The sequence below is a fragment of the Mesorhizobium sp. CNPSo 4684 genome, assembly GCF_057784315.1.
The window spans coordinates 43,022-63,558 of sequence record NZ_JBWLUX010000024.1 but is presented as its reverse complement, the minus strand read 5'-3'; the positions used below and the strand labels follow the sequence as shown (position 1 = coordinate 63,558).

General features: G+C 63.3%; 15 protein-coding genes, 1 tRNA gene and 2 pseudogenes. 10 read left to right on the top strand and 8 right to left on the bottom strand.

The genetic code is table 11. The features are described 5' to 3' along the window. Positions 1–27: 27 nt before the first annotated feature. Entirely contained in the window at positions 28–1,233 is a 1,206-nt protein-coding gene (locus tag AC04SG_RS21880; RefSeq protein WP_488552750.1) for an SGNH/GDSL hydrolase family protein, read from the top strand. On the opposite strand, the gene AC04SG_RS21875 is transcribed toward AC04SG_RS21880, so the two are convergent. Then, positions 1,230–2,684, bottom strand: coding sequence for a glutamate synthase subunit beta (locus AC04SG_RS21875; protein ID WP_488552749.1), 1,455 nt, complete (start codon positions 2,682–2,684; stop codon positions 1,230–1,232). The genes AC04SG_RS21880 and AC04SG_RS21875 overlap by 4 nt on opposite strands. Before the next feature lie 141 nt (positions 2,685–2,825). Then, positions 2,826–7,574, bottom strand: a complete 4,749-nt coding sequence (gene gltB, locus AC04SG_RS21870) for a glutamate synthase large subunit (protein WP_488552748.1) — start codon at positions 7,572–7,574, stop codon at positions 2,826–2,828. Positions 7,575–8,071: 497 nt separating this feature from the next. Here gltB and AC04SG_RS21865 point away from each other — a divergent pair, with 497 nt between their 5' ends. Together AC04SG_RS21865 and AC04SG_RS21860 are read left to right on the top strand one after the other, a co-directional pair. Next, a complete protein-coding gene (locus tag AC04SG_RS21865; RefSeq protein ID WP_488552747.1) occupies positions 8,072–9,121 on the top strand; it encodes a threonine aldolase family protein in 1,050 nt (349 codons plus the stop codon). A 9-nt stretch (positions 9,122–9,130) separates the two neighbouring features. Beyond that, a complete protein-coding gene (locus AC04SG_RS21860) occupies positions 9,131–10,027 on the top strand; it encodes an MBL fold metallo-hydrolase (RefSeq protein ID WP_488552746.1) in 897 nt (298 codons plus the stop codon). On the opposite strand, the gene AC04SG_RS21855 is transcribed toward AC04SG_RS21860, so the two are convergent. Together AC04SG_RS21855 and AC04SG_RS21850 are read right to left on the bottom strand one after the other, a co-directional pair. Then, a complete protein-coding gene (locus tag AC04SG_RS21855; protein ID WP_488552745.1) occupies positions 10,024–10,776 on the bottom strand; it encodes a sulfite exporter TauE/SafE family protein in 753 nt (250 codons plus the stop codon). The two genes, AC04SG_RS21860 and AC04SG_RS21855, sit on opposite strands and share 4 nt — an antisense overlap. Before the next feature lie 176 nt (positions 10,777–10,952). After that, positions 10,953–11,420, bottom strand: coding sequence for an Hsp20 family protein (locus tag AC04SG_RS21850; RefSeq protein ID WP_488552744.1), 468 nt, complete (start codon positions 11,418–11,420; stop codon positions 10,953–10,955). Positions 11,421–11,882: 462 nt separating this feature from the next. Here AC04SG_RS21850 and AC04SG_RS21845 point away from each other — a divergent pair, with 462 nt between their 5' ends. The 4 genes and pseudogenes from AC04SG_RS21845 (at position 11,883) to AC04SG_RS21830 (ending at position 14,346) form a co-directional block, all read left to right on the top strand. Continuing rightward, positions 11,883–12,842 carry an alpha/beta fold hydrolase gene (locus AC04SG_RS21845; protein ID WP_488552743.1) on the top strand — a complete coding sequence of 320 codons (960 nt, stop codon included), beginning with the start codon at positions 11,883–11,885 and terminating at the stop codon, positions 12,840–12,842. 174 nt (positions 12,843–13,016) lie between these two features. Then, positions 13,017–13,187 (top strand): hypothetical protein, encoded by a 171-nt coding sequence (locus AC04SG_RS21840; RefSeq protein ID WP_488552742.1) that lies wholly within the window; start codon positions 13,017–13,019, stop codon positions 13,185–13,187. 3 nt (positions 13,188–13,190) lie between these two features. Then, positions 13,191–13,427: a DUF1127 domain-containing protein gene (locus tag AC04SG_RS21835; RefSeq protein ID WP_488552741.1), complete on the top strand. Its 237-nt coding sequence runs from the start codon at positions 13,191–13,193 to the stop codon at positions 13,425–13,427. A gap of 108 nt (positions 13,428–13,535) precedes the next feature. Beyond that, a pseudogene (locus AC04SG_RS21830) lies at positions 13,536–14,346 on the top strand (helix-turn-helix transcriptional regulator). A 13-nt stretch (positions 14,347–14,359) separates the two neighbouring features. On the opposite strand, the gene hisN reads toward AC04SG_RS21830, so the two are convergent. Further along, the gene (gene hisN, locus AC04SG_RS21825) at positions 14,360–15,133 is read right to left on the bottom strand and encodes a histidinol-phosphatase (protein ID WP_488552740.1); all 774 of its coding nucleotides are present in this window, start codon (positions 15,131–15,133) and stop codon (positions 14,360–14,362) included. Positions 15,134–15,470: 337 nt separating this feature from the next. Next, the gene (locus AC04SG_RS21820; RefSeq protein WP_181057444.1) at positions 15,471–16,412 is read right to left on the bottom strand and encodes an N-formylglutamate amidohydrolase; all 942 of its coding nucleotides are present in this window, start codon (positions 16,410–16,412) and stop codon (positions 15,471–15,473) included. Between the two features lie 163 nt (positions 16,413–16,575). Between AC04SG_RS21820 and cpdR the strand changes: the two genes are divergently transcribed. Beyond that, complete coding sequence (gene cpdR / locus AC04SG_RS21815) at positions 16,576–16,938, top strand: cell cycle two-component system response regulator CpdR (protein WP_023671195.1); 363 nt, start codon at positions 16,576–16,578, stop codon at positions 16,936–16,938. Positions 16,939–17,053: 115 nt separating this feature from the next. Further along, a tRNA-Val gene (locus tag AC04SG_RS21810) sits at positions 17,054–17,128 on the top strand. A gap of 73 nt (positions 17,129–17,201) precedes the next feature. Here the strand turns inward: AC04SG_RS21810 and AC04SG_RS21805 are convergent. Together AC04SG_RS21805 and AC04SG_RS21800 are read right to left on the bottom strand one after the other, a co-directional pair. Further along, positions 17,202–17,798 (bottom strand): Stf0 family sulfotransferase, encoded by a 597-nt coding sequence (locus AC04SG_RS21805; protein WP_488552808.1) that lies wholly within the window; start codon positions 17,796–17,798, stop codon positions 17,202–17,204. A 21-nt stretch (positions 17,799–17,819) separates the two neighbouring features. After that, positions 17,820–17,957: pseudogene (locus AC04SG_RS21800) on the bottom strand (Stf0 family sulfotransferase); the annotation flags it as partial. 536 nt (positions 17,958–18,493) lie between these two features. Between AC04SG_RS21800 and AC04SG_RS21795 the strand changes: the two are divergent. Further along, the gene (locus AC04SG_RS21795; RefSeq protein WP_488552739.1) at positions 18,494–20,533 is read left to right on the top strand and encodes an alginate lyase family protein; all 2,040 of its coding nucleotides are present in this window, start codon (positions 18,494–18,496) and stop codon (positions 20,531–20,533) included. The last annotated feature ends 4 nt before the right edge of the window (positions 20,534–20,537 follow it).

Genomic DNA, 20,537 nt, shown 5'->3' with positions numbered 1-20,537 from the left:
TCATGCACAAAGGGATGGAGAGGGAGCTTGGTTTCGGCAGCGCGTATCCGTGTGATCGTCTTCCGCTTGCCGATTCTCGTTCTGGCCATCGTTGTCCTGGCGACGGGAGTCGCCGGCACTTTCCATACACCGGCTTTGGCGCAGGAACAGCCGCAGGACCGCGGCTGGTCGTTGCGCGACCTGTTGTTCCCGCGCCGCAGCGAACGCATCGAGCCGCCGCTCGACATCCGAAAGGCAAAGCCGAAGGTCAAGAAAAAGCCCCGTGCGCCCGTTGAACCTGCCGTTCCGATTGTCGAGAAGGCGCCGGATTCCCGCGTCATCCTGGTGATCGGCGATTTCATGGCGAGCGGCCTTGCCGAGGGCCTCGACACCGCCTTTGCCGCCAACCCCGCCATCAGGATCGTCGAGCGCGCCAACGGCTCGTCAGGCTTCGTGCGCGATGACGTCTACAACTGGCCCGAACAGGTCAAATCGCTGATCGAGACGGAGAAACCGGCAGCGGTCGTCGTCATGCTCGGCTCCAACGACCGCCAGCAGATGCGCGTCAACGACGTGCGCGAGCAGCCGCGTTCCGAGAACTGGACCAAGGAATACGAACGCCGGACCGAGGCATTCGGCAAGGCGCTGGCGTCGACCAAAGTGCCCTATCTGTGGGTCGGCATGCCGGCCTTCAAGGCGCCGAAGATGACCTCCGACATGCTGGCCTTCAACGACATCTACCATTCGGCCGCCGAGAAGAACGGCGGCGAATTCGTCGATGTCTGGGACGGGTTCGTCGACGAGAACGGCGCCTTTGTCTCGATCGGCCCCGATATTAACGGCCAGGCCGTGCGGCTGCGCTCCGACGACGGCATCAACGTCTCGAAGGCCGGCAAGCGCAAGCTCGCCTTCTACACCGAAAAACCGCTGGCCAAGATACTCGGCCTGGCAGCGCCGGGAAGCGTGGTGACGGCTGCCGCACCCGCCGGTGCCCCGGTCGAGGCACCGTCCCTGCCCGCCGCCCCCATCGTGGTCGACCGCACGGTGCCGATGCTGCTCAACGATCCGGCGCTCGACGGCGGTGCCGAACTTCTCGGCGCCGCGGCGACGCCGAAGGCCAATCCGCAGCTGCCTGGCGAAAAGTTGATCCTCGAAGGCAAGGCCCCCGAGGCGTCACCCGGCCGCGCCGACGATTTCTCCTGGCCGCCGAAGGCCGCTGCCGCGACTGATACGACGACGGCGATCAACCGTTAGCGAGGCAACACCGTCGACCCCATCAGTGCTTCGTCGATCGAGCGCGCCGCCTGGCGGCCCTCCCGGATCGCCCACACCACCAACGACTGGCCCCGGCGCACATCACCGGCGGCAAAAAGCTTGTCGACGCTGGTCTTGTAGTCGCGATCGTTGGCTTCGACATTCCTGGAACGCCGGCTGTCGGTCGTGATCTTCATCTGACCGTCCAGCTCCTTCGCCACGCCCACGGCAGCCGGTCCGGCAAAGCCGATGGCGATGAAGGCGAGATCGGCGCGGATGACGAATTCGGTGCCGGCGATCGGCTTGCGCTTCTCGTCGACCTCGCAGCACTTGACACCGGTCAGCTGGCCGTCTTCGCCGATGAATTCGAGTGTCGCCACCTGGAATTCGCGCTCCGCACCTTCGGCCTGCGACGATGACGTCCGCATCTTCGTCGCCCAGTAGGGCCAGACCGCGAGCTTGTCTTCCTTTTCCGGCGGCTGCGGGCGGATGTCGAGTTGGGTGACGCGCACCGCGCCCTGGCGGAAGGCCGTGCCGACGCAGTCGGACGCGGTATCACCGCCGCCGACGACGACGACATGCTGGCCGCCGGCGATGATCGGATGCGACGGCCATGCCACCGACTGGATCGGCTCGCCGCCGACCCGGCGGTTCTGCTGCACCAGATAGGGCATGGCATCATGGACGCCGCCGAGATCGTCGCCCGGAATGTTGGCCGGACGCGGCGATTCCGAACCGCCGCAATAGAGCACCGCGTCATACTCGGTAAGCAACTCGGCGACGGGCTTGTCGACACCGACATTGACGCCGCAATGGAAGGTCACGCCCTCGCCCTGCATCTGCTCGATGCGGCGGTCGATATAGTGCTTCTCGATCTTGAAGTCGGGAATGCCATAACGCATCAGCCCGCCGGGGCGGCTCTCACGCTCGTAGACACTGACCTCGTGCCCGGCGCGGCCGAGTTGCTGCGCCGCCGCCATGCCGGCCGGGCCGGAGCCGATGACGGCGACCCGCTTGCCGGTCTTCTTCTCTGGCGGATAGGGCCGGATATGGCCGGTCTCGTAAGCCTTGTCGGCGATTGCCTGCTCGACCGTCTTGATAGCGACCGGAATGTCCTCGAGGTTCAGCGTGCAGGCTTCCTCGCAAGGCGCGGGGCAGATGCGGCCGGTGAATTCGGGGAAATTGTTGGTCGAATGCAGGTTGCGGATCGCATTGTCCCAGTCGCCATTATAGACGAGATCGTTCCAGTCCGGGATCTGGTTGTGGATCGGGCAACCGGTCGGTCCGTGGCAGAACGGGATGCCGCAGTCCATGCAGCGCGCGGCCTGTTTCTCGACCTCCTTGTCCGACATCGGCAGCGTGAACTCGCGAAAATGCCGGATGCGGTCGGAGGCCGGCTGGTACTTGTGCACCTGCCGGTCGATTTCGAGAAAGCCTGTTACCTTGCCCATAGTCCAGTTCCTGCTGTCCAGATGGTGCGGGTTCGCCGCACCCGTTAACCCCTTGAGGCAGCCATGGCAACCTTGCGTCGGAGGTCAAACTGTCGCTGAAAGTTCCGGGAAGCCTGGGCTTCCCGGCAAGTTCTCAAAAGCCTATTCCGCCGCCACGCCCATGCGCATGCGTTCCATCTCGATCAGCGCACGGCGGTATTCGACCGGCATGATCTTGCGGAATTTCGGCCGGAATGTCGTCCAGTCGTCGAGGATCTCGCGGCCGCGTACCGAACCCGTAAAATGGACGTGGTTCGAGATCAGCTGGTAGAGCCGCTCCTCGTCATGGCTGGTCATGTCGCCGGAGACGTCGACGCGGCCCTTGTGGTCGAGGTCGCCGCCATGGTGCAGCAGCCTCTCCATCAGATCGTCTTCTTCCGGCACCGGCTCCAACTCGACCATCGCCATGTTGCAGCGCGCGGCGAAATCGCCGGCTTCGTCCAGCACATAGGCGACCCCGCCCGACATGCCGGCGGCGAAGTTGCGGCCGGTCTGGCCGATGACGACGACGATGCCGCCGGTCATGTACTCGCAGCCATGGTCGCCGACACCTTCGACGACGGCGGCCACGCCCGAATTGCGCACCGCGAAGCGTTCGCCGGCGACACCGGCGAAATAGGCCTCGCCCTCGGTGGCGCCATAGAGCACCGTATTGCCGACGATGATCGATTCAGCCGCGACGATCTTGGATTCTTCCGGCGGCCGGATGACGATGCGTCCGCCCGACAGGCCCTTGCCGACATAGTCGTTGGCGGCGCCGACGAGATCGAACGAGATGCCGCGCGCCAGGAAGGCGCCGAAGGATTGGCCGGCAGTGCCGGTCAGCTTCACCTGGATCGTGTCTTCGCGCAGGCCCTTGTGCCTGAAACGCTTGGCCACTTCGCCCGACAGCATGGCACCGGTCGAACGGTCGACATTGCGAATGTCGACCTCGATCTTGACCGGCTGCTTGGCCTCGAGCGCGGGCTTGGCCAGTTCGATCAGCTTGCGGTCGAGCACATCGTCGATCGGGTGCTTCTGCCGCTCGGTCCAGTGCACCGCTTCATGCGGCGCGTCCGGCTTGAAGAACATCTTGCCGAAATCGAGCCCGCGCGCCTTCCAGTGCTGGATCATCTCGCGCTTTTCCAGAAGGTCGCTGTCGCCGATGATCTGGTCGATATGGGTGTAGCCCATCTCGGCGAGCAGCCCTCTCACCTCTTCCGCCACATAGAAGAAGAAGTTGATGACATGCTCGGGCGTGCCCTTGAAGCGCTTGCGCAGCACCGGGTCCTGCGTCGCGACGCCGACCGGGCAGGTGTTGAGATGGCACTTGCGCATCATGATGCAGCCGGCCGCGATCAGCGGCGCGGTCGAGAAGCCGAACTCGTCGGCGCCGAGCAGCGCACCGATGATGACGTCGCGCCCGGTACGCAAGCCGCCGTCAACCTGCAGCGCAACGCGTGAGCGCAGCCCGTTCAGCACCAGCGTCTGGTGCGTCTCGGCAAGGCCCATTTCCCACGGGCTGCCGGCGTGCTTGAGCGAGGTCAGCGGCGATGCACCAGTGCCACCATCATAGCCCGAGATGGTGATGTGGTCGGCGCGCGCCTTGGCGACGCCGGCCGCAACCGTACCGACGCCGACTTCCGAGACCAGCTTGACCGAGACGTCGGCAGCCGGATTGACGTTCTTCAGGTCGTAGATCAGCTGCGCCAGATCCTCGATCGAATAGATGTCGTGATGCGGCGGCGGCGAGATCAGGCCGACGCCGGGCGTCGAGTGCCGGACCTTGGCGATTGTCGCGTCGACCTTGTGGCCGGGCAGCTGGCCGCCCTCGCCTGGCTTGGCGCCCTGCGCGACCTTGATCTGCATGACATCGGAATTGACGAGATACTCGGCCGTCACGCCGAACCGCCCCGAAGCGACCTGCTTGATCGCCGAACGTTCGGGGTTCTTGCCGCCGCCGGGCAGCGGCAGATAACGGTCGGCCTCTTCGCCGCCCTCGCCGGTGTTCGACTTGCCGCCGATCTGGTTCATGGCGCGCGCCAGCGTGGTGTGCGCTTCGCGCGAGATTGAGCCGAACGACATAGCCCCGGTCGAGAAGCGCTTGACGATGTCGGCCGCCGACATCACGTCCTCTACCGCGACCTTCTTGCGGCCGGTCTCTTCCGCCAGCTTGATCCTGAACAGGCCGCGAATGGTCTGGGCACGGGCCGTCTCGCTGTCGATCTGCGCCGAATATTCCTTGAACGTATCCCACGAGCCCTGACGCACGGCGTGCTGCAAGGTGGCGACCGCGTCGGGCGACCACATATGGGCTTCGCCGCGCATGCGGTACATGTATTCGCCGCCGACCTCGAGACTGTTGCGCAGCACCGGGTCGTTGCCGAAGCCGTCGGTGTGGCGGCTGAGCGTCTCGGCCGCGACCTCGTCCAGGCCCACACCTTCGATCAGCGTCGCGGTGCCGGTGAAGTACTTCTCGACGAAATCCGACTTCAGCCCGATGGCGTCGAAGATCTGCGCGCCGCAATAGGACTGGTAGGTCGAGATGCCCATCTTGGACATCACCTTGAGGATGCCCTTGCCGATCGACTTGATGTAGCGCGAGACGACTTCGTAGGCGTCGACCTCCGCCGGCAGCTCGCCGCGCTTGTGCATGTCGAGCAGCGTGTCGAAGGCGAGGTACGGATTGATCGCCTCAGCGCCGTAGCCGGCGAGACAGCAGAAATGATGCACTTCGCGCGGCTCGCCGGATTCGACGACCAGACCGACCGCGGTGCGCAGGCCCTTGCGGATCAGGTGGTGATGCACCGCCGCCGTCGCCAGCAATGCCGGGATGGCGATGCGGTCCGGACCGACCTGCCGGTCCGACAGGATGATGATGTTGTAGCCGCCGGCGACAGCTGCTTCCGCCCGCTCGCACAGACGTTCGACGGCGCCCTGCATGCCGGCCGCGCCCTCGCTCGACCCATAGGTGATATCGATCGTCTTGGTGTCGAAACGGTCCTCGGTGTGGCCGATGGAGCGGATCTTTTCCAGATCGCCATTGGTCAGGATCGGCTGGCGCACTTCGAGCCGCTTGCGGCGCGAATTGCCGACCAGATCGAAGATGTTCGGCCGCGGCCCGATGAACGACACCAGGCTCATCACCAACTCCTCGCGGATCGGGTCGATCGGCGGGTTGGTGACCTGGGCGAAGTTCTGCTTGAAATAGGTGTAGAGCAGCTTCGACTTGTCCGACATCGCCGAGATCGGCGTGTCGGTGCCCATCGAACCCACGGCTTCCTGGCCGGTGGTCGCCATCGGCGACATCAACAGCTTGGTGTCTTCCTGGCTGTAGCCGAACGCCTGCTGGCGATCGAGCAGGCTGACATCCTTGCGCAGCGCGCGCGGTTCAACCGGCTTCAGATCCTCCAGGATCAGTTGCGTGTTGTTGAGCCAGGTCTTGTAGGGGTGCCTGGTCGCGATCTCCGACTTGATCTCCTCGTCGGAAATGATGCGGCCCTTGGCGAGGTCGATCAGAAGCATGCGGCCGGGCTGCAGCCGCCACTTCTTGACGATCTTTTCCTCCGGCACCGGCAGCACGCCGGCTTCCGAGGCCATGATGACGCGGTCGTCGTCGGTGACGATGTAGCGCGCCGGACGCAGTCCGTTGCGGTCGAGCGTGGCGCCGATCTGGCGGCCGTCGGTAAAGGCGACCGCGGCCGGCCCGTCCCACGGCTCCATCAGCGCTGCATGGTATTCGTAGAAGGCCTTGCGGTCGGCATCCATGAGCTTGTTGCCGGCCCAGGCTTCCGGGATCAGCATCATCATGGCGTGGCTGAGGCTGTAGCCGCCCTGGAACAGGAATTCGAGCGCATTGTCGAAGCACGCAGTGTCGGACTGGCCGTCATAGGAGATCGGCCACAGCTTCGAGATGTTGTTGCCGAACAGTTCGGAATCGACCGAGGCCTGGCGCGCCGCCATCCAGTTGTTGTTGCCGCGCACCGTGTTGATCTCACCATTATGCGCGACCATGCGGTAGGGATGCGCCAGCTTCCACGACGGGAAGGTGTTGGTCGAGAAGCGCTGGTGGACGAGGATTAGCGCCGTCTCGAAACGCGGATCCGACAGATCCTTGTAGTAGGCGCCGACCTGATAGGCCAGGAACATGCCCTTGTAGACGATGGTGCGCGCCGACAGCGACACGCAGTAGGCGCCGATATCCCTGTTGTTGTTCTCGGCATAGATGCGGCCGGAGATGACCTTGCGCAGCAGGTACAGCCTGGCCTCATACTCCTCGTCGTCGGTAATGTCGGCCGTGCGGCCGATGAAGACCTGGCGATGGAACGGTTCGGAGGCCGCGATATCGGGCGCCTTCGACAGCGATGAATTGTCGACCGGCACGTCACGGAAACCGAGCAGCGGCAGCCCCTCGGACTGCGCCGATTCGGCGATGATGTCTTCGACATGAGCGCGCAGTGCAGCGTCCTGCGGCATGAACCAGTGGCCGACGCCGTATTGGCCCGCCGCCGGCAGTTCGACGCCCTGGGCCGCCATCTCCTCGCGGAAGAAACGGTCCGGAATCTGCACCAGCACGCCGGCGCCGTCGCCCATCAGCGGATCGGCGCCGACGGCGCCGCGATGCGTCAGGTTTTCGAGCACGAACAGCCCGTCCTTGACGATCTGGTGCGACTTGACGTTCTTCATGTTGACGATGAAGCCGACGCCGCAGGCGTCATGCTCGTTGCGCGGATCATAGAGACCCTGCGCGGCCATACCATCGGTGGTTCGGCCGCCATTGGTCAGGCCAGTGGTAATGGATGGATTTTTAACGACTGCCGCTTTCGTCTGCGCGGCCTGGCCGGTAATCGCAGATGGCGTCAGTTCCGTCATCGTCCTGTCCTCCGTTCCGGCCCCTGTCACTTCTTGCGTTTGGGGCGCTGGTCTACCTTGGGAAGCGACTGGCTTCCGCTCTCATTCTTGCGGCACGTCTTGCGAAATCCTTGGCGAACCGAGCGATGCGCCGCCGGCTCGTATCCGGTATCGTACAGGCCACAGCCGAGCCGTCTACCCGTCGCTCGCGGCAACGGCCGGAGTGGCCCAAATGATACGCCAATCCAGCCTGACTTGTGCGACAAAATAAGACAGCACTACTGTCCTAAATTTTTATGGCAGAAATCCCGGGCACACACAAGACCGATTCACAAAAATCTTGGACGTTTGGCGACAGAAAATTACGCGACGCGCCGTCGAAACGAAAACTTCGGTCCCTGCACGCCTTCGTGATCAGCCGCTGGCTTTACCGCTTTTTCAGCTCTTGGCCCTTGCACGTCAAACCCCGAAGCAGCCATGGTCGCGCTCCTTTTCGCAATCAGACATGGACTTTCCGAATGTTCTTTGCATCCGACAACTGGGCGGGCGTCCATCCCGATATCTCGGCCAACCTGACCCGCCATGCTGCCGGCATCGCCACCGCCTATGGCGATGGCGACCTCGACCGCGCCCTCTACAAGCGCTTCAACGAGATTTTCGAGCGCGAGGTCGCGGTCTTCTTTGTTGCCACCGGCACGGCGGCCAACGCGCTGTCCATGGCGTCGTTGAACCGGATCGGCGGCGTCGCCTTCTGCCATGCGGAAGCGCATATGAATGTCGATGAATTCGGCGCCACGGGTTTTTACACCGGCGGCGCGCGTATGTCGCCCGTCCCGGGGCCTCTGGGGCGCATCAATCCGCAGGCGCTCGACCGGGCCATCAAGCGCTATTCGCGGGATCTCGTCCCTGCCGGCCAGCCGATGGCGGTGACAATCACCCAGGCGACCGAAGTCGGCACCGTTTACACCGTCGACGACGTCAAAGCTGTCTCGGAGGTGGCTCGCCGTCACAAGCTGCCGCTGCATATGGACGGCGCGCGCTTCGCCAACGCCGTCGCGGCGACTGAGATCAGCCCTGCCGAAATGACCTGGAAGAGCGGTGTCGACATCATCTCCTTCGGCGGCACCAAGAATGGCTGCTGGATGGCCGACGCGGTCGTCGTCCTCAACCCCGACGTGGCGCGCGACCTGCGCCTGCTTCGCCAGCGCGCCGGGCAAACCTTCTCCAAGGCGCGCTTCATCTCGGCCCAGTTCGAGGCCTATTTTGCCGACGATCTGTGGCTGAGGATGGCGCGCCACGCCAATGCGATGGCCGCAAGGCTGGCCGCGGCGATCGAGGACGCGCCGTCCGGCCGGCTGGCCTGGCTGCCGCAGGCCAATGAAGTGTTCGCCATTCTCGACCGCAGCAAGGCGGAAAAAATGCTAGGCGACGGCGCCAAATTCTACGAATGGGGCGTGCCGCAAAGCTTCGACGGCCACCTCGGCGACAATGAAGCGATCTACCGCTTCGTCGCCAGCTTTGCCACGACCGCTGAGGAGGTCGACCACCTCGGCCACACGATTGCCTGAGCTTTTCCGATGACCAAGCCACCTCTAGGCTCGACCATGCGGCTGGTTCGCCCGGCGCCAAACGTGCTGGGCTTTTACGATGGTCGCATCGACGGCGTTCGCGCCTGGTCGGACGAGCCGAACTGGCTGGACGACGGTGCCTATGCCCTCGGCATCTGCACCTATGCCGTTGTCGACGGGCCGCACGCGCTTGTCTATGACACCCATATTTCACTGCCCCACGCGCGCTATATCAGGCAGACGCTCGAAGCCATGGGCGTCAGCTCGATCCGGGTCGTGCTCAGCCACTGGCATGACGATCATATTGCCGGCAATGAGGTGTTTCAGGATTGCGAGATCATCGCCAACGCCCTCACCGCTTCGGCGCTGGCGAACAACCGGGCCGAGATCGAAGGCGGCATTCCGCCGATCAAGCCTCTCGTGCTGCCGAACAGGACCTTCGAAGGCAGCCTCGACCTCACGGTTGGATCGATCGCCGTCGAGTTGCGCCAGGTCGAAATCCACAGCCATGACGGCACGGTGCTGTTCATGCCCGAAACCGGCCTGCTCCTGGCAGGCGACACACTCGAGGATCCGATCACCTATGTCAGCGAGGCGGATCGTCTGGCGCAACATCTGGTCGATCTCGAACGCATGTCCGGCTGGCCGATAGACTGCATCCTGCCCAATCACGGTTCGCTCGAAGCGATCGAACGAGGCGGCTACGACAAAGGCCTCATCGCCGCCACGCAAGCCTACGTCCAAAAACTGCTCCGCTGCCGGCACGAGCCCGATCTGGCGAAGCAGGATTTGAAAACCTTCGGCGCCGACATGTTCGCCGCCGGTGCGGTAGAGTACTTCGCGCTATACGAACCCGTTCATCGGCAAAACGTCGAGGCCGTGCTCGCAACCGGCACCGGCCGCTAGGCCAAGAAAGGCCGCACCAACAACTCCAGGCCAAGCAGGATCAAAAAAATCAGGAACCAGCGCCGGAATGTCGCCGGGCTGATCCGCTGCCGCAGCAACTGTCCCAGCCACATGCCGAGCAGCGCCGGCAGGACCGCCAGCGACGACATCGCGATATGCTCGACCTGGAAGGCGCCATGCGAGGCAAGGCCGGCGGCAAGCGCGATGGCCGATACGGTAAAGGAAAGACCGAGCGCCTGGATCAGGTCCTCGCGGTTCAACCCCAATGCCTGGATGTAGGGCACCGCAGGGACGACGAACACGCCGGTGCCGCCGGTAACGAGGCCGGTAAGAAAACCGACAATGGGCGACGACCACCGCTCGGCCGACATCGGGACCGTCAATTGCCGCGCCAGCAGCGTATAGACGGCATAGACGATCAGCGCGGCACCGAGGCCGGCGGTCGTCCATTTGACGTTGTCGCTGGCCAGCAACCATGAGCCGGCCAGCGTGCCGGTGACGATGCCGATCATCATCAGCCATAGCCGCTTGAGGATCGAGGCAAAGCTCGGTCCGGCGAACAGCTGCCAGAAGTTGGTGACGAAGGAGGGCACGATTAGCAGCGAGGCCGCGGCGACCGGCGGCATGATGGTGCCGAGCAGGCCCATTGCCAGCGTCGGCAGGCCCATGCCGGTAACGCCCTTGACGAGGCCGGCGAGCAGGAAGGTGGCGGCAACGGTGGCTGTCAGTGTCAGCGAGAAATCAGACATCGCCCTTCATGGGAAGACAGCGCCTGTTCCAAAAGAGCCAGAACTCCCGGTTCTGGGTGACACAGATTCCGCGCAACAAAAAAAGCGGCGCCTCGCGGCGCCGCTTTCGTCTCGGGAGGAGACGCTTCTATTTCTGGGCGTTACCCACGTCCCTTGGGCGTGACCCGCCGTCTTGATTACGCGGCGTTCTTGGCCTCGATCTGCTTGGCCTTCTCGGAGCTCGCGGTAATCGCGATCTTACGCGGCTTCAGCTCCTCGGGGATGTTGCGGGTGAGATCGACGAAGAGCAGGCCATTCTTCAGCGTGGCGCCCACGACCTCGACATGGTCGGCAAGCTGGAAGCGGCGCTCAAAGGAACGCGAGGCAATGCCGCGATAGAGCAGTTCGGAGCCTACGCCATTGCCCTCTTCCTTGCGCTCGCCCTTGACGGTCAGCACGTTGCGATGGGCTTCGATCGAGATCTCTTCATCCGAGAAGCCGGCAACCGCCATCGAGATGCGATAGGCGTTCTCGCCGGTGCGCTCGATATTGTAGGGCGGATAGGTCTGCGCACCATCGGGCTGGGCCAGCGAGTCGAGCATGGTGAACAGGCGGTCGAAGCCGACGGTCGAGCGATAGAGCGGGGAAAAATCAACGTGACGCATGAGGTGTTCTCCTGTTGAGCAACATGGTTTGCGTGTGGCCGTTACGAAACCCTGAAAAAGGCGTTCCGGGTGGACCAGCAGCCCCGACATCGGCGGCTGCATCAAACATTTGGGGAGCGCAAAAGCGCATTTCAAGGATTTTTGAACAGCTGTGAATTGAGGCGTCGATGAACGGCAGATGAACCGCCGCTTCGGCGCCCGTTCAGCCGGCCGGCGCTAGAGTGCAGCCAGGATCAAGAACCAGGCGGCGCCGGACCAAGGCGCCGCGACGAGGCCGAACCGGGTGCAACGTCCCTTCCTCCCGGATCGACAGAGGCCGGAAGCACGCCGCCGCAGGCTGCTTCCGGCCTTACTCGCTGTTCGTCCGCCCCCTTGGCGCCCCTCCCTTTGCTTTTCATCCATTGGCGTCTATCACCATGCCGACGCCCTGCCGGGCGAGACACCACCAAACGCAAGCGCCGAATGACGGACCTCTTCCACCCCACGCCAGGCAATCCGCCGCCGCAAAATATCGCCGGCGGCTTCTTCACCACGCGCGACGGCAAGAAGATCCGCTACGGCCTTTTTGCCGCGGTCACCCGGCCGCTGAAGGGCACGGTCGTCCTGCTGCCCGGCCGCAACGAGTGCATCGAGAAATATTTCGAGACCATCCGCGACCTTACCGATCGCGGCCTCGGCGTCGCCACGCTCGACTGGCGCGGCCAGGGCGGTTCGGACCGGCTGATCCGTGACCGGCAACGCGGCTATGTCCGCTCCTTCTACGACTACACCGGCGACCTTGAACAGTTCTTCGAGGACATCGTGCTGCCCGACTGCCGCGGCCCGTACTACATCCTCGCCCATTCGGCCGGAGCCGTGATTGCGCTGCTCGCCGCGCCGTCGATGGTCAACCGGGTGCGCCGCATGGTGCTGATCGCGCCATTCCTGACGGTGCCCGATTTTCCGCTGTCTGTAAAAACGGTGCGCCGCGTCTGCTCGCTCTTGTGCTTTCTCGGCCTTGGCCGGCTCTATGCCGCCTGGGGGCCTAGACCCAGGCAGACCCTGCCCTTTGCCGTCAACAAGGTGACATCGGACCCTGGGCGCTATCAGCGCAACACGAAAATCTACGAGGACTATCCACAATTGGCGCTCGGCGGCCCGACGATCCGCTGGCTGCGGGCCGCCATCAAGGCAAGCGAAGCCATCAGCGAGCCGGACTTCATGGCGAAGATTCAGGTCCCCCTCCTCATGATCGCCGCCGGCGCCGATCAGGTCGTCTCGACCAAGGCCGTGGAAGCCTACACCAGGCGTCTGCGCGTCGGCTCGCTGCTGATGATCGATGGCGCCAAACATGAGATCCTGCAGGAAGCCGATGTCTATCGCGAGCAGTTGCTCGCCGCCTTCGACGCCTTCATTCCAGGCCAGGACGACCCCACTGCCTGATGCCGCCAGCGCCGCAGGTTGCGACGCCTTGAGCTTACGCCTGCTGACAGCCTTCTGTCAGGAGGACCGCCCGGCAGCGCCAACCGCACACAAAGAGCTAAAGATTCTGACAGCCGGTGCCGCCCCGGAATGCTCATCTCTCCGCGTCGAACTGAACGTCAAGGAGATGACATCATGACCGAGAAGACCTGCGCTGCCTGCGATTGCCAGCTGGACGCCAACCCGATCCGCGTCAAGGTCGGCGGCAAAACCGTCGAGGTCTGCTGCGAGGAATGCGCGATTGCATTGAACGAAGCCGGCGCCTCGGTGGCCGGCGCCTCAGTCGTCGGCAACAGGGAGGCATGAGCGATGCGCCCCGATCATGCAATGATGGTGCACTTGGCACAGGCACCCACAACCCAATCCGCGACCTTCTGGCGGTCCTTGCAAACACAAGGCATCGCGGCGGCCAATTGGGTCGGCCGTCAGTTGGAGAGACGTCGAAGCCGGCTTGCCTTGCTCGAAATGACCGACGAACAGCTCAAGGACATTGGCCTGTCGCGCGGAGAGGCCCACACGGAATATATGCGCCGCTTGTGGGACTGAGCCAGGCCGTTGCGAAGACGCTGACAGGTGAAGTCTCCTGACAGGTCTGGGCAGGCCGATCGCCTAAAGTGCCGGGACAGCTTTCGGCGCAAAGGGGAACGCAGCGCCATGTCGCAGTTCACGGTACAGACGCTCCTGGACACCGGTACCGTCAGGGTAAGGGACGTCGTCTAAGAGCGAAGAGGAATGCACCGCCGCCACCCATCTGGTGTTTCCCTATCGCGGTGTCTTCGTGCGCCATGTCGGCCGCAACGATGCGGTCGCCGAAGCCAACCAGCTGCTGTTCTTCAATGAGGCCGAACCCTACCGGATCAGCCACCCGGTCGAGGGTGGCGATTCCTGCCTCGATCTCGTCATCGAGGAGGCGCAACTGCAGGAACTGACGCCGAAGGAGCAATTGCGCTCGGGCAGCGCGTTGGCGTTTCGCCGCCAGCGCCGCCGCATCGACCCGCGGGCCCAGGCGCTGGTGGCAGTGCTGCGCCACAGCCTGAGCCGCAACATTGCCGAAATGCTGGAGGCCGAAACCCTGGCGCTGACGCTGGTGCGGCGTTCTCTCGGCGAACGCACCTCGCATGCCGCAGGTGCCAGCGCCGGCCGGCAGAAGCTGGTCGACCGCGCCAAGCTCGTCCTGTCTTCGGATCTGTCGCGGCGCTGGACGCTCGCCGAGATTGCCGCCGAAGTCGGCGTCTCGCCGGTTTATCTCACACAGGTTTTTCAGCAGGTCGAGGCGATGCCGCTCTACCGCTATCATCTGCGCCTGCGCCTGGCGCGTGCGCTCGACCTTCTTGGCCGCTACGACAATCTGACGACGCTCGGCCTGGACCTCGGCTTCTCCAGCCACAGCCATTTCAGTTCGTCATTCAGGCAGGTCTATGGACGAACGCCGGCGGAATTCCAGCGCTCGATCAAGCCGCGCTGACAGGGACAAAGTATCAGCCGCGCAGGGCCGCCATCGCCGCCGCGTGAAGTTCCGGCGTCGCCGCGGCCAGTATGTCGCCGCCCTTCTCCGCCGGGCCGCCTTCGAATGTGGTGACGACGCCGCCGGCCTTTTCGATGATCGGGATCAGCGCCACGATGTCGTAAGGCTTCAGTCCGGGATCGGCGACGATGTCGACGCTGCCCGAGGCGATCATGGCAAAGGCGTAGCAATCGGCGCCGTACCGGGCGAGCTGGATCTGCTTTTCAAACTGATCGTAGCGCGTGCGCGCTTCGCCCTTGAACAGCGCCGGCGTGGTGGTGAACAAGGTCGCCTGGTCGAGCTTCGTCGTCTTGCGGGTCGCGAGCTTCCGCGGTCCGCCGGGGCCCTCATAGTGGGAGCCGGAAGCGTTGGCGTAGAACAGCTCACCGGTGAAGGGCTGGGCCATCATACCGGCGACGGCGTCGCCGTCGACCGTGAGACCGACCAGCGTCCCCCATACAGGCAGGCCGGAGATGAAGGCGCGGGTGCCGTCGATGGGATCGATCACCCAGACATGCCGGCTGGAGACGTTCTCGCTGCCGTGCTCTTCACCCAAAATGCCGTGATCGGGATACTCGGCCGATATCAGCGCCCGGATGGCGCGTTCCGTCTCGCGGTCGGCTTCCGTGACCGGATCGAAACTGCCTTTTTCCTTGTTGGCCACCGCGCCCTGTGCGCGGAATCGCGGCAAGGTTTCAGCCGCCGCCGCTTGCGCGATCCGGCGCATGAAATCGATGCTGATGTCCACCTGATTCTCCCGCATTGCAGAGTGCCCAACCCGGTCTGCCGGCACTTTCCCGCCAAAACAAGCCGGTTTATCGATTTATCACTGAGATAAGTGTTGCAGAAATGTCGCATCGGCGCTGTTCAAACGCAATTTCCACATCAGAGTGAATTAAATAAGCCCGAATTCGATTGACATTTGTGCATCGCACAATAAATTTGTTCTCGGACAGGTTTTCCTGTCCATGCCCTCCTTGGGCGTTTCCTCCCTAGACTTCGACCGTGTCGTGCAAACGATGCGGTCTTTTTTTACGCCGCCGCATGGCTGGCGCGGGATTTCATGAATAGCCGACGCTCCGGCGTCATTCGGCAGCCAGCGGCAGGTCGATGAAATGGTGGTCGGGCATCGCCATCAGATCCGCCGAAAAGCGCGCCATGTCGTCGGCCAGCGCATCGAAACCAGCCGATTTCTGGAACGTCCGCTCATTCATGTAGAGCCCGCGATTGACTTCGATCTGCAGCGCATGCAGATGGCGCGCCGGCCGGCCGTAATGCTCGGTGATGAAGCCTCCGGCATAGGGTTTGTTGTGGGCGACGGTATAGCCCATGCCGATCAGCAGGCCGATCGCCGTCTCGGTCAGCGCAGCCGTTGCCGAGATGCCGAAACGGTCGCCGACGATGAAGTCCGGCCGCAGGCCGCTGTCGCCCACCCTGATGCTCGCCGGCATCGAATGGCAGTCGATCAGCACGGCATAGCCGAACCTGGCATGGGTCCTGGTCAAAAGCCGCTTCAGCGTCTCGTGATAGGGCTTGTAGACGGCCTCGATGCGCTGCACAGCCTCCGCCAGCGGCAGGCGGCCGGAATAGATGTCGAGCCCCTCGCCCACCAGCTTGGGCACGGTGCCGAGCCCGCCAGCGACGCGGGCCGAGCGGATGTTACAGAAGGACGGCACCGGCTCGGCGAACATGCGCGGGTCGAGTTCCCACGGTTCGCGATTGACGTCGAGATAGGCGCGCGGAAAATTCGCTGCCAGCATCGGCGCGCCGAGCGCCACCGCGCCGCCGAACAACTCGTCGACATAGCAATCCTCGGAACGGCGGATGGCGTTGCGGTCGAGCCTGGCCATGGCCAGGAAGCGGTCGGGATAATAGCGGCCGCTATGCGGTGAGTTGAAGACGAAGGGAACGCGCTGCTCGGCGCCCGATCGGATTTCGAAGGGTGGAACGACCGAAAAATCCTCGGCTGCCGTCGTCAATTTGAACGAACCCGGAAACAGCAATGCATCATGATGGGAAACTGCCACCTCATCGGCCGCATGTCCAGCATTTCGGCATGTCAGGACCCCCGTCAAATCAGGATTAATGCCGCCAGTGTTCACTTGATGTTTACCGTCACCTCCTCATATACAGGATGGTTAACGGGTTTGCCGGACGGCAGGCTTGGGTGGGTGATTCGGACGGGATAAGATGGCACGCATTCTGCTGGCGGAAGACGACGACGACATGCGCCGGTTCCTGGTCAAGGCACTGGAGCGGGCCGGCTACCATGTCAGCGATTTCGACAATGGCGCCAGCGCCTATGAGCGGCTGCGAGAAGAACCGTTCTCCCTGCTGCTGACCGACATCGTCATGCCGGAGATGGACGGCATCGAGCTCGCCCGCCGCGCCACCGAGATCGATCCCGACCTCAAGGTGATGTTCATCACCGGTTTCGCGGCCGTCGCGCTCAACCCCGATTCCAAGGCGCCGAAAGACGCCAAGGTGCTGTCGAAGCCCTTCCATCTGCGCGATCTCGTCAATGAGGTCGAAAAAATGCTGCAGGCCGCCTGAAGCACTTCGGGCGCGATGCCGCCGTTCGTCTGGCGGCGCGACAAAACGAACCTTTCTTTCCCTTTTCCGGCTATTGACGCGCTGGATCAAAAATGGTGTATGCGCGGCTTCGGATGGGCGTGTAGCTCAGCGGGAGAGCACTGCATTGACATTGCAGGGGTCACAGGTTCAATCCCTGTCACGCCCACCATCCAGACCAAAGCTTCGTCTTAGTTGATCCGGCATGCGCGTCAGCGATCCTTGCGGAACGGCATCGTCGCCGGTCATTGCTTCCAGAACATCCATTTCGGCTTCTTGCGCTTTAGTGCCCCGGTCGGGATGATCGTTGCCGGAAAGCTGCTCTGGTCGCCGGCCTCGGCGAGAAACAGCCGCCGCCAATCATCGTTTTGCGCGTCGCGTTGCTGCTCCATGTCCACATCCCCCGTCGATGGTACGGGTGCGGCCAGACCCAGCCGAGTGCCTATGCGTTGGCACACATTGTCGACTTCGTCGCCAATGTCTTCGTAGAAGACTCGCAACGGCTCGATTCCGGTTCGGGCGAAATAGGCCGCCCAGCGCCCGTTGCTGGCAACTATCTTGGCCAATGACGCCTCGATCGCCCATCTTGAATATAAGGCATCTTTCATGGGTTCCTTGCCGCTGCTCCAAACCCCATCCTGCATGGCCCTGGCGAGCGAGATTGCCTGGCCGAGCAGGTCCTTCCTCTCAAGATGAACCCATATCGGATCGGGGAACCATTCCGAGAGACGAATGTCTTTTTGGAGTCTGTCGAAATGCTCCGGGAAGAGCTTGAAGGCCACCACACCGTTGTCGGTTCTGCCTTTCTCGGCCGCCAGCAGACAGCGTTCAGCCGTAGCCACATCAGGCGTGTCCCAATGTCGAAAATACTCGGTGGGGTTGCCTAGCACGCCAGTGCTGCGCAGCTTCCTGCAAAAAAAATTGCTCCCGCTACGTGGTGTGCTGGCAATGATAAGCGTCTTGTGCGGACGCCTCCAACTGGCAGGCGGACTGATCGACATGGTAGACAGATACCAACGAGGTCATTGCCGAGTCCACTTGCTAAATTAGAGGCGCAAGAACCCCCCCCCCCCCCCCCCCCCCCCCCCCCCCCCCCCCCCCCCCCCCCCCCCCCCCCCCCCCCCCCCCCCCCCCCCCGCCGCAGCATTGTCCGTACTGGTCGAGGTTCGGCTTGCCCTTGTCGCATTCCCTTGGAGGTACCGTCTGACACCCGCCAGCACCGAAACGGCGATGGCGGCGAGAAAGACGTTTCTTGAATTGATAAAGATGGACGTTCTCCTTGATGGACGGCGTTTGCTACACGGCGCTTGGTCGCGGGCGGCAACGAAATGGTTCACGGGCAAACTGAACTTGCCGGCAAAGCCTTCGGGGCGCAGGCCGGCGAGCGGGCACGACAATGCCTGGGACAAATTTTCAGTCGTGACGCCCGGGCGCGATGGCTTTAAGGCTGGGGACAGACGCGATGTTCGGGGGGAACAATGCGAGTGACGACATCGATGATCTCAGACCACTGGCGCGCTCGCTTCGGCGGGTGGCCATGACGTCAACTCCGGCGGAGCGGAAGTCGACCTGGCAACGCATCTACCTCGAGCTCAAACGGGCGAGGAAATATCTCCAATCGCCAGGTTCAAGCCTTGGCGGCGTGCTGGTTGCGGCAAAGCGAACGCTCGAACACAGGCGCGATGTCAGGCTTCGCATCAGGGCGGCGCGTCACGCATACCCTGCCTTGCCGATTGCGCCGGCGAAGGACAGCTTCATGCTCGTCCGCATCATTGGCAACGATCTCGAGCCACGGCACCGCAAAGGCCAGTCCTTCGACAATGCCAGCTTCATCCTCGACAATGAGCCTGCCTTTCCTGACTGCGACAAGTTCTGGATCGTCAATCGGATAGCCGATCCGGATGAGGAGGCCCGCATCGTCAGGCTGCTGGAGGGCCGCGGCCAGAGCTTTGTGCGCATCCCTTTCGACCTCGAGGCCTATGGCCGGATTGCGTGGGACATCGACAGGCTGGCGGCAAAGGAACTCCGGTTTTCCGGCAAGAGCGGCCAATCAGTTGAACTCACGCCGGCGCGCTACGAAACGCTCATCAGGCACAGCAAGAACCGCTATCTGATGAACAACAACGGCGCCCGCAACAAGGCGCTTGAGATCGCCCGCACGCGGGCGAAGTGGCTGATGCCGTGGGACGGAAACTGCTATCTGACCGAGCAGGCATTCCGGCAGATACGCGGGGCAATCGAGGCAAGGCCGTATCTGCCCTATGTCATCGTGCCGATGGCGCGCATTGTCGAAAACCTGGCTCTGCTCGACGAGAATTTCAAACCGCCGGCCAGGGAAGAGCCCCAGATCATCTTTCGCGCCGATACGACCGAACTGTTCGACGAAGATTATGCCTATGGCCGCCGGCCCAAGGTCGAAATGCTGTGGCGGCTCGGCGTTCCCGGATCATGGGATCGCTTCCGCGACGACCCGTGGGATTTCCCACGTCCGTCGCTGGCTCCCGATGCCGGGCTTTTCCACAAGGCCGGCTGGGTGGCGCGCCTGGATTCCGGGCGCTCGCATCTGGAAATCGGCAAGGCCGGTTTCGTCGCCCGCTGGAGCAGCCGCGACGAAGCCATCGTCGATATGATCGACCGCTGCGATGCCCTGGCGACCGCCGCCAGGCTCGACCCGTCGCGCCTGGTTTTTTACGACGACGCTGTTCTTGCAGCAGTATCCCAAGGCAATGACGTCGAGCTTCGCCGCCATCTCGAAACTGCCGCGAGCGAGGTGCTCGCCCGCGCTCGTCGCACCGATCTCCATCAGGCGGGCGATCCTGCCCGCCTGCGCCATGTCCTGCACGACGCCACCGTGCTGGCGCTGGCGGCGGCCCTGCTCGGTGAGCAGCGCTTTGCCGCCGATGCCGCGCAATGGATCCGCACATGCTTCATCGACACAAGGATGAACCCGTCTCGCGCAAAGCAAGGTGTCTTCGAGCTCGGTGGTCTCCACTTCTTTCTCGATGCCGTCCGCCTTGTCGAGCGGGCCGGGGCGCTGACCGGGCGGGAACGGGAGGACTTCCGGACCTGGCTTGGTACCTACGGCAAATGGCTAGCCACCGTACCGGCGACAGAGTTTGGCAAGCACGGTGTCCTCAGTGATCTTCAGCGTACATCGATCGCAATGTTTCTGAACGACGGCGCAACGCTGGCCAGGGTCCGCCTCCACACCCGCGAAAGGCTGGCAGCGGAGATCGCACCCGACGGCTCGTTTTTGAACGAAACGTCCAGCCTGCACGACGCCATGTTCGCCTTGCAGGGCTGGACAGCCCTGGCGCGGGTCTTGTCCGCGGTCGGCGACGGTTTGTGGCGGCACCAGGCTGCCGAGGGACAGGGCCTGGTCACGGCGCTGCGCCGGTTTGCAGCCGATATCGGCAGGCAAGATATTGAGACCATCGATCGGGATCTGGCTCGGCCACTGCTGTTGGATCTCGCATGCCACGACCCCGCGACGCCAGCGCTTGATGTCAGCCCCGGGAGATCGCTTTTCCATCCCGACCAGGGCATCGCACCGTTCTGGGTCTGGCGAAGGCAGTGATAGA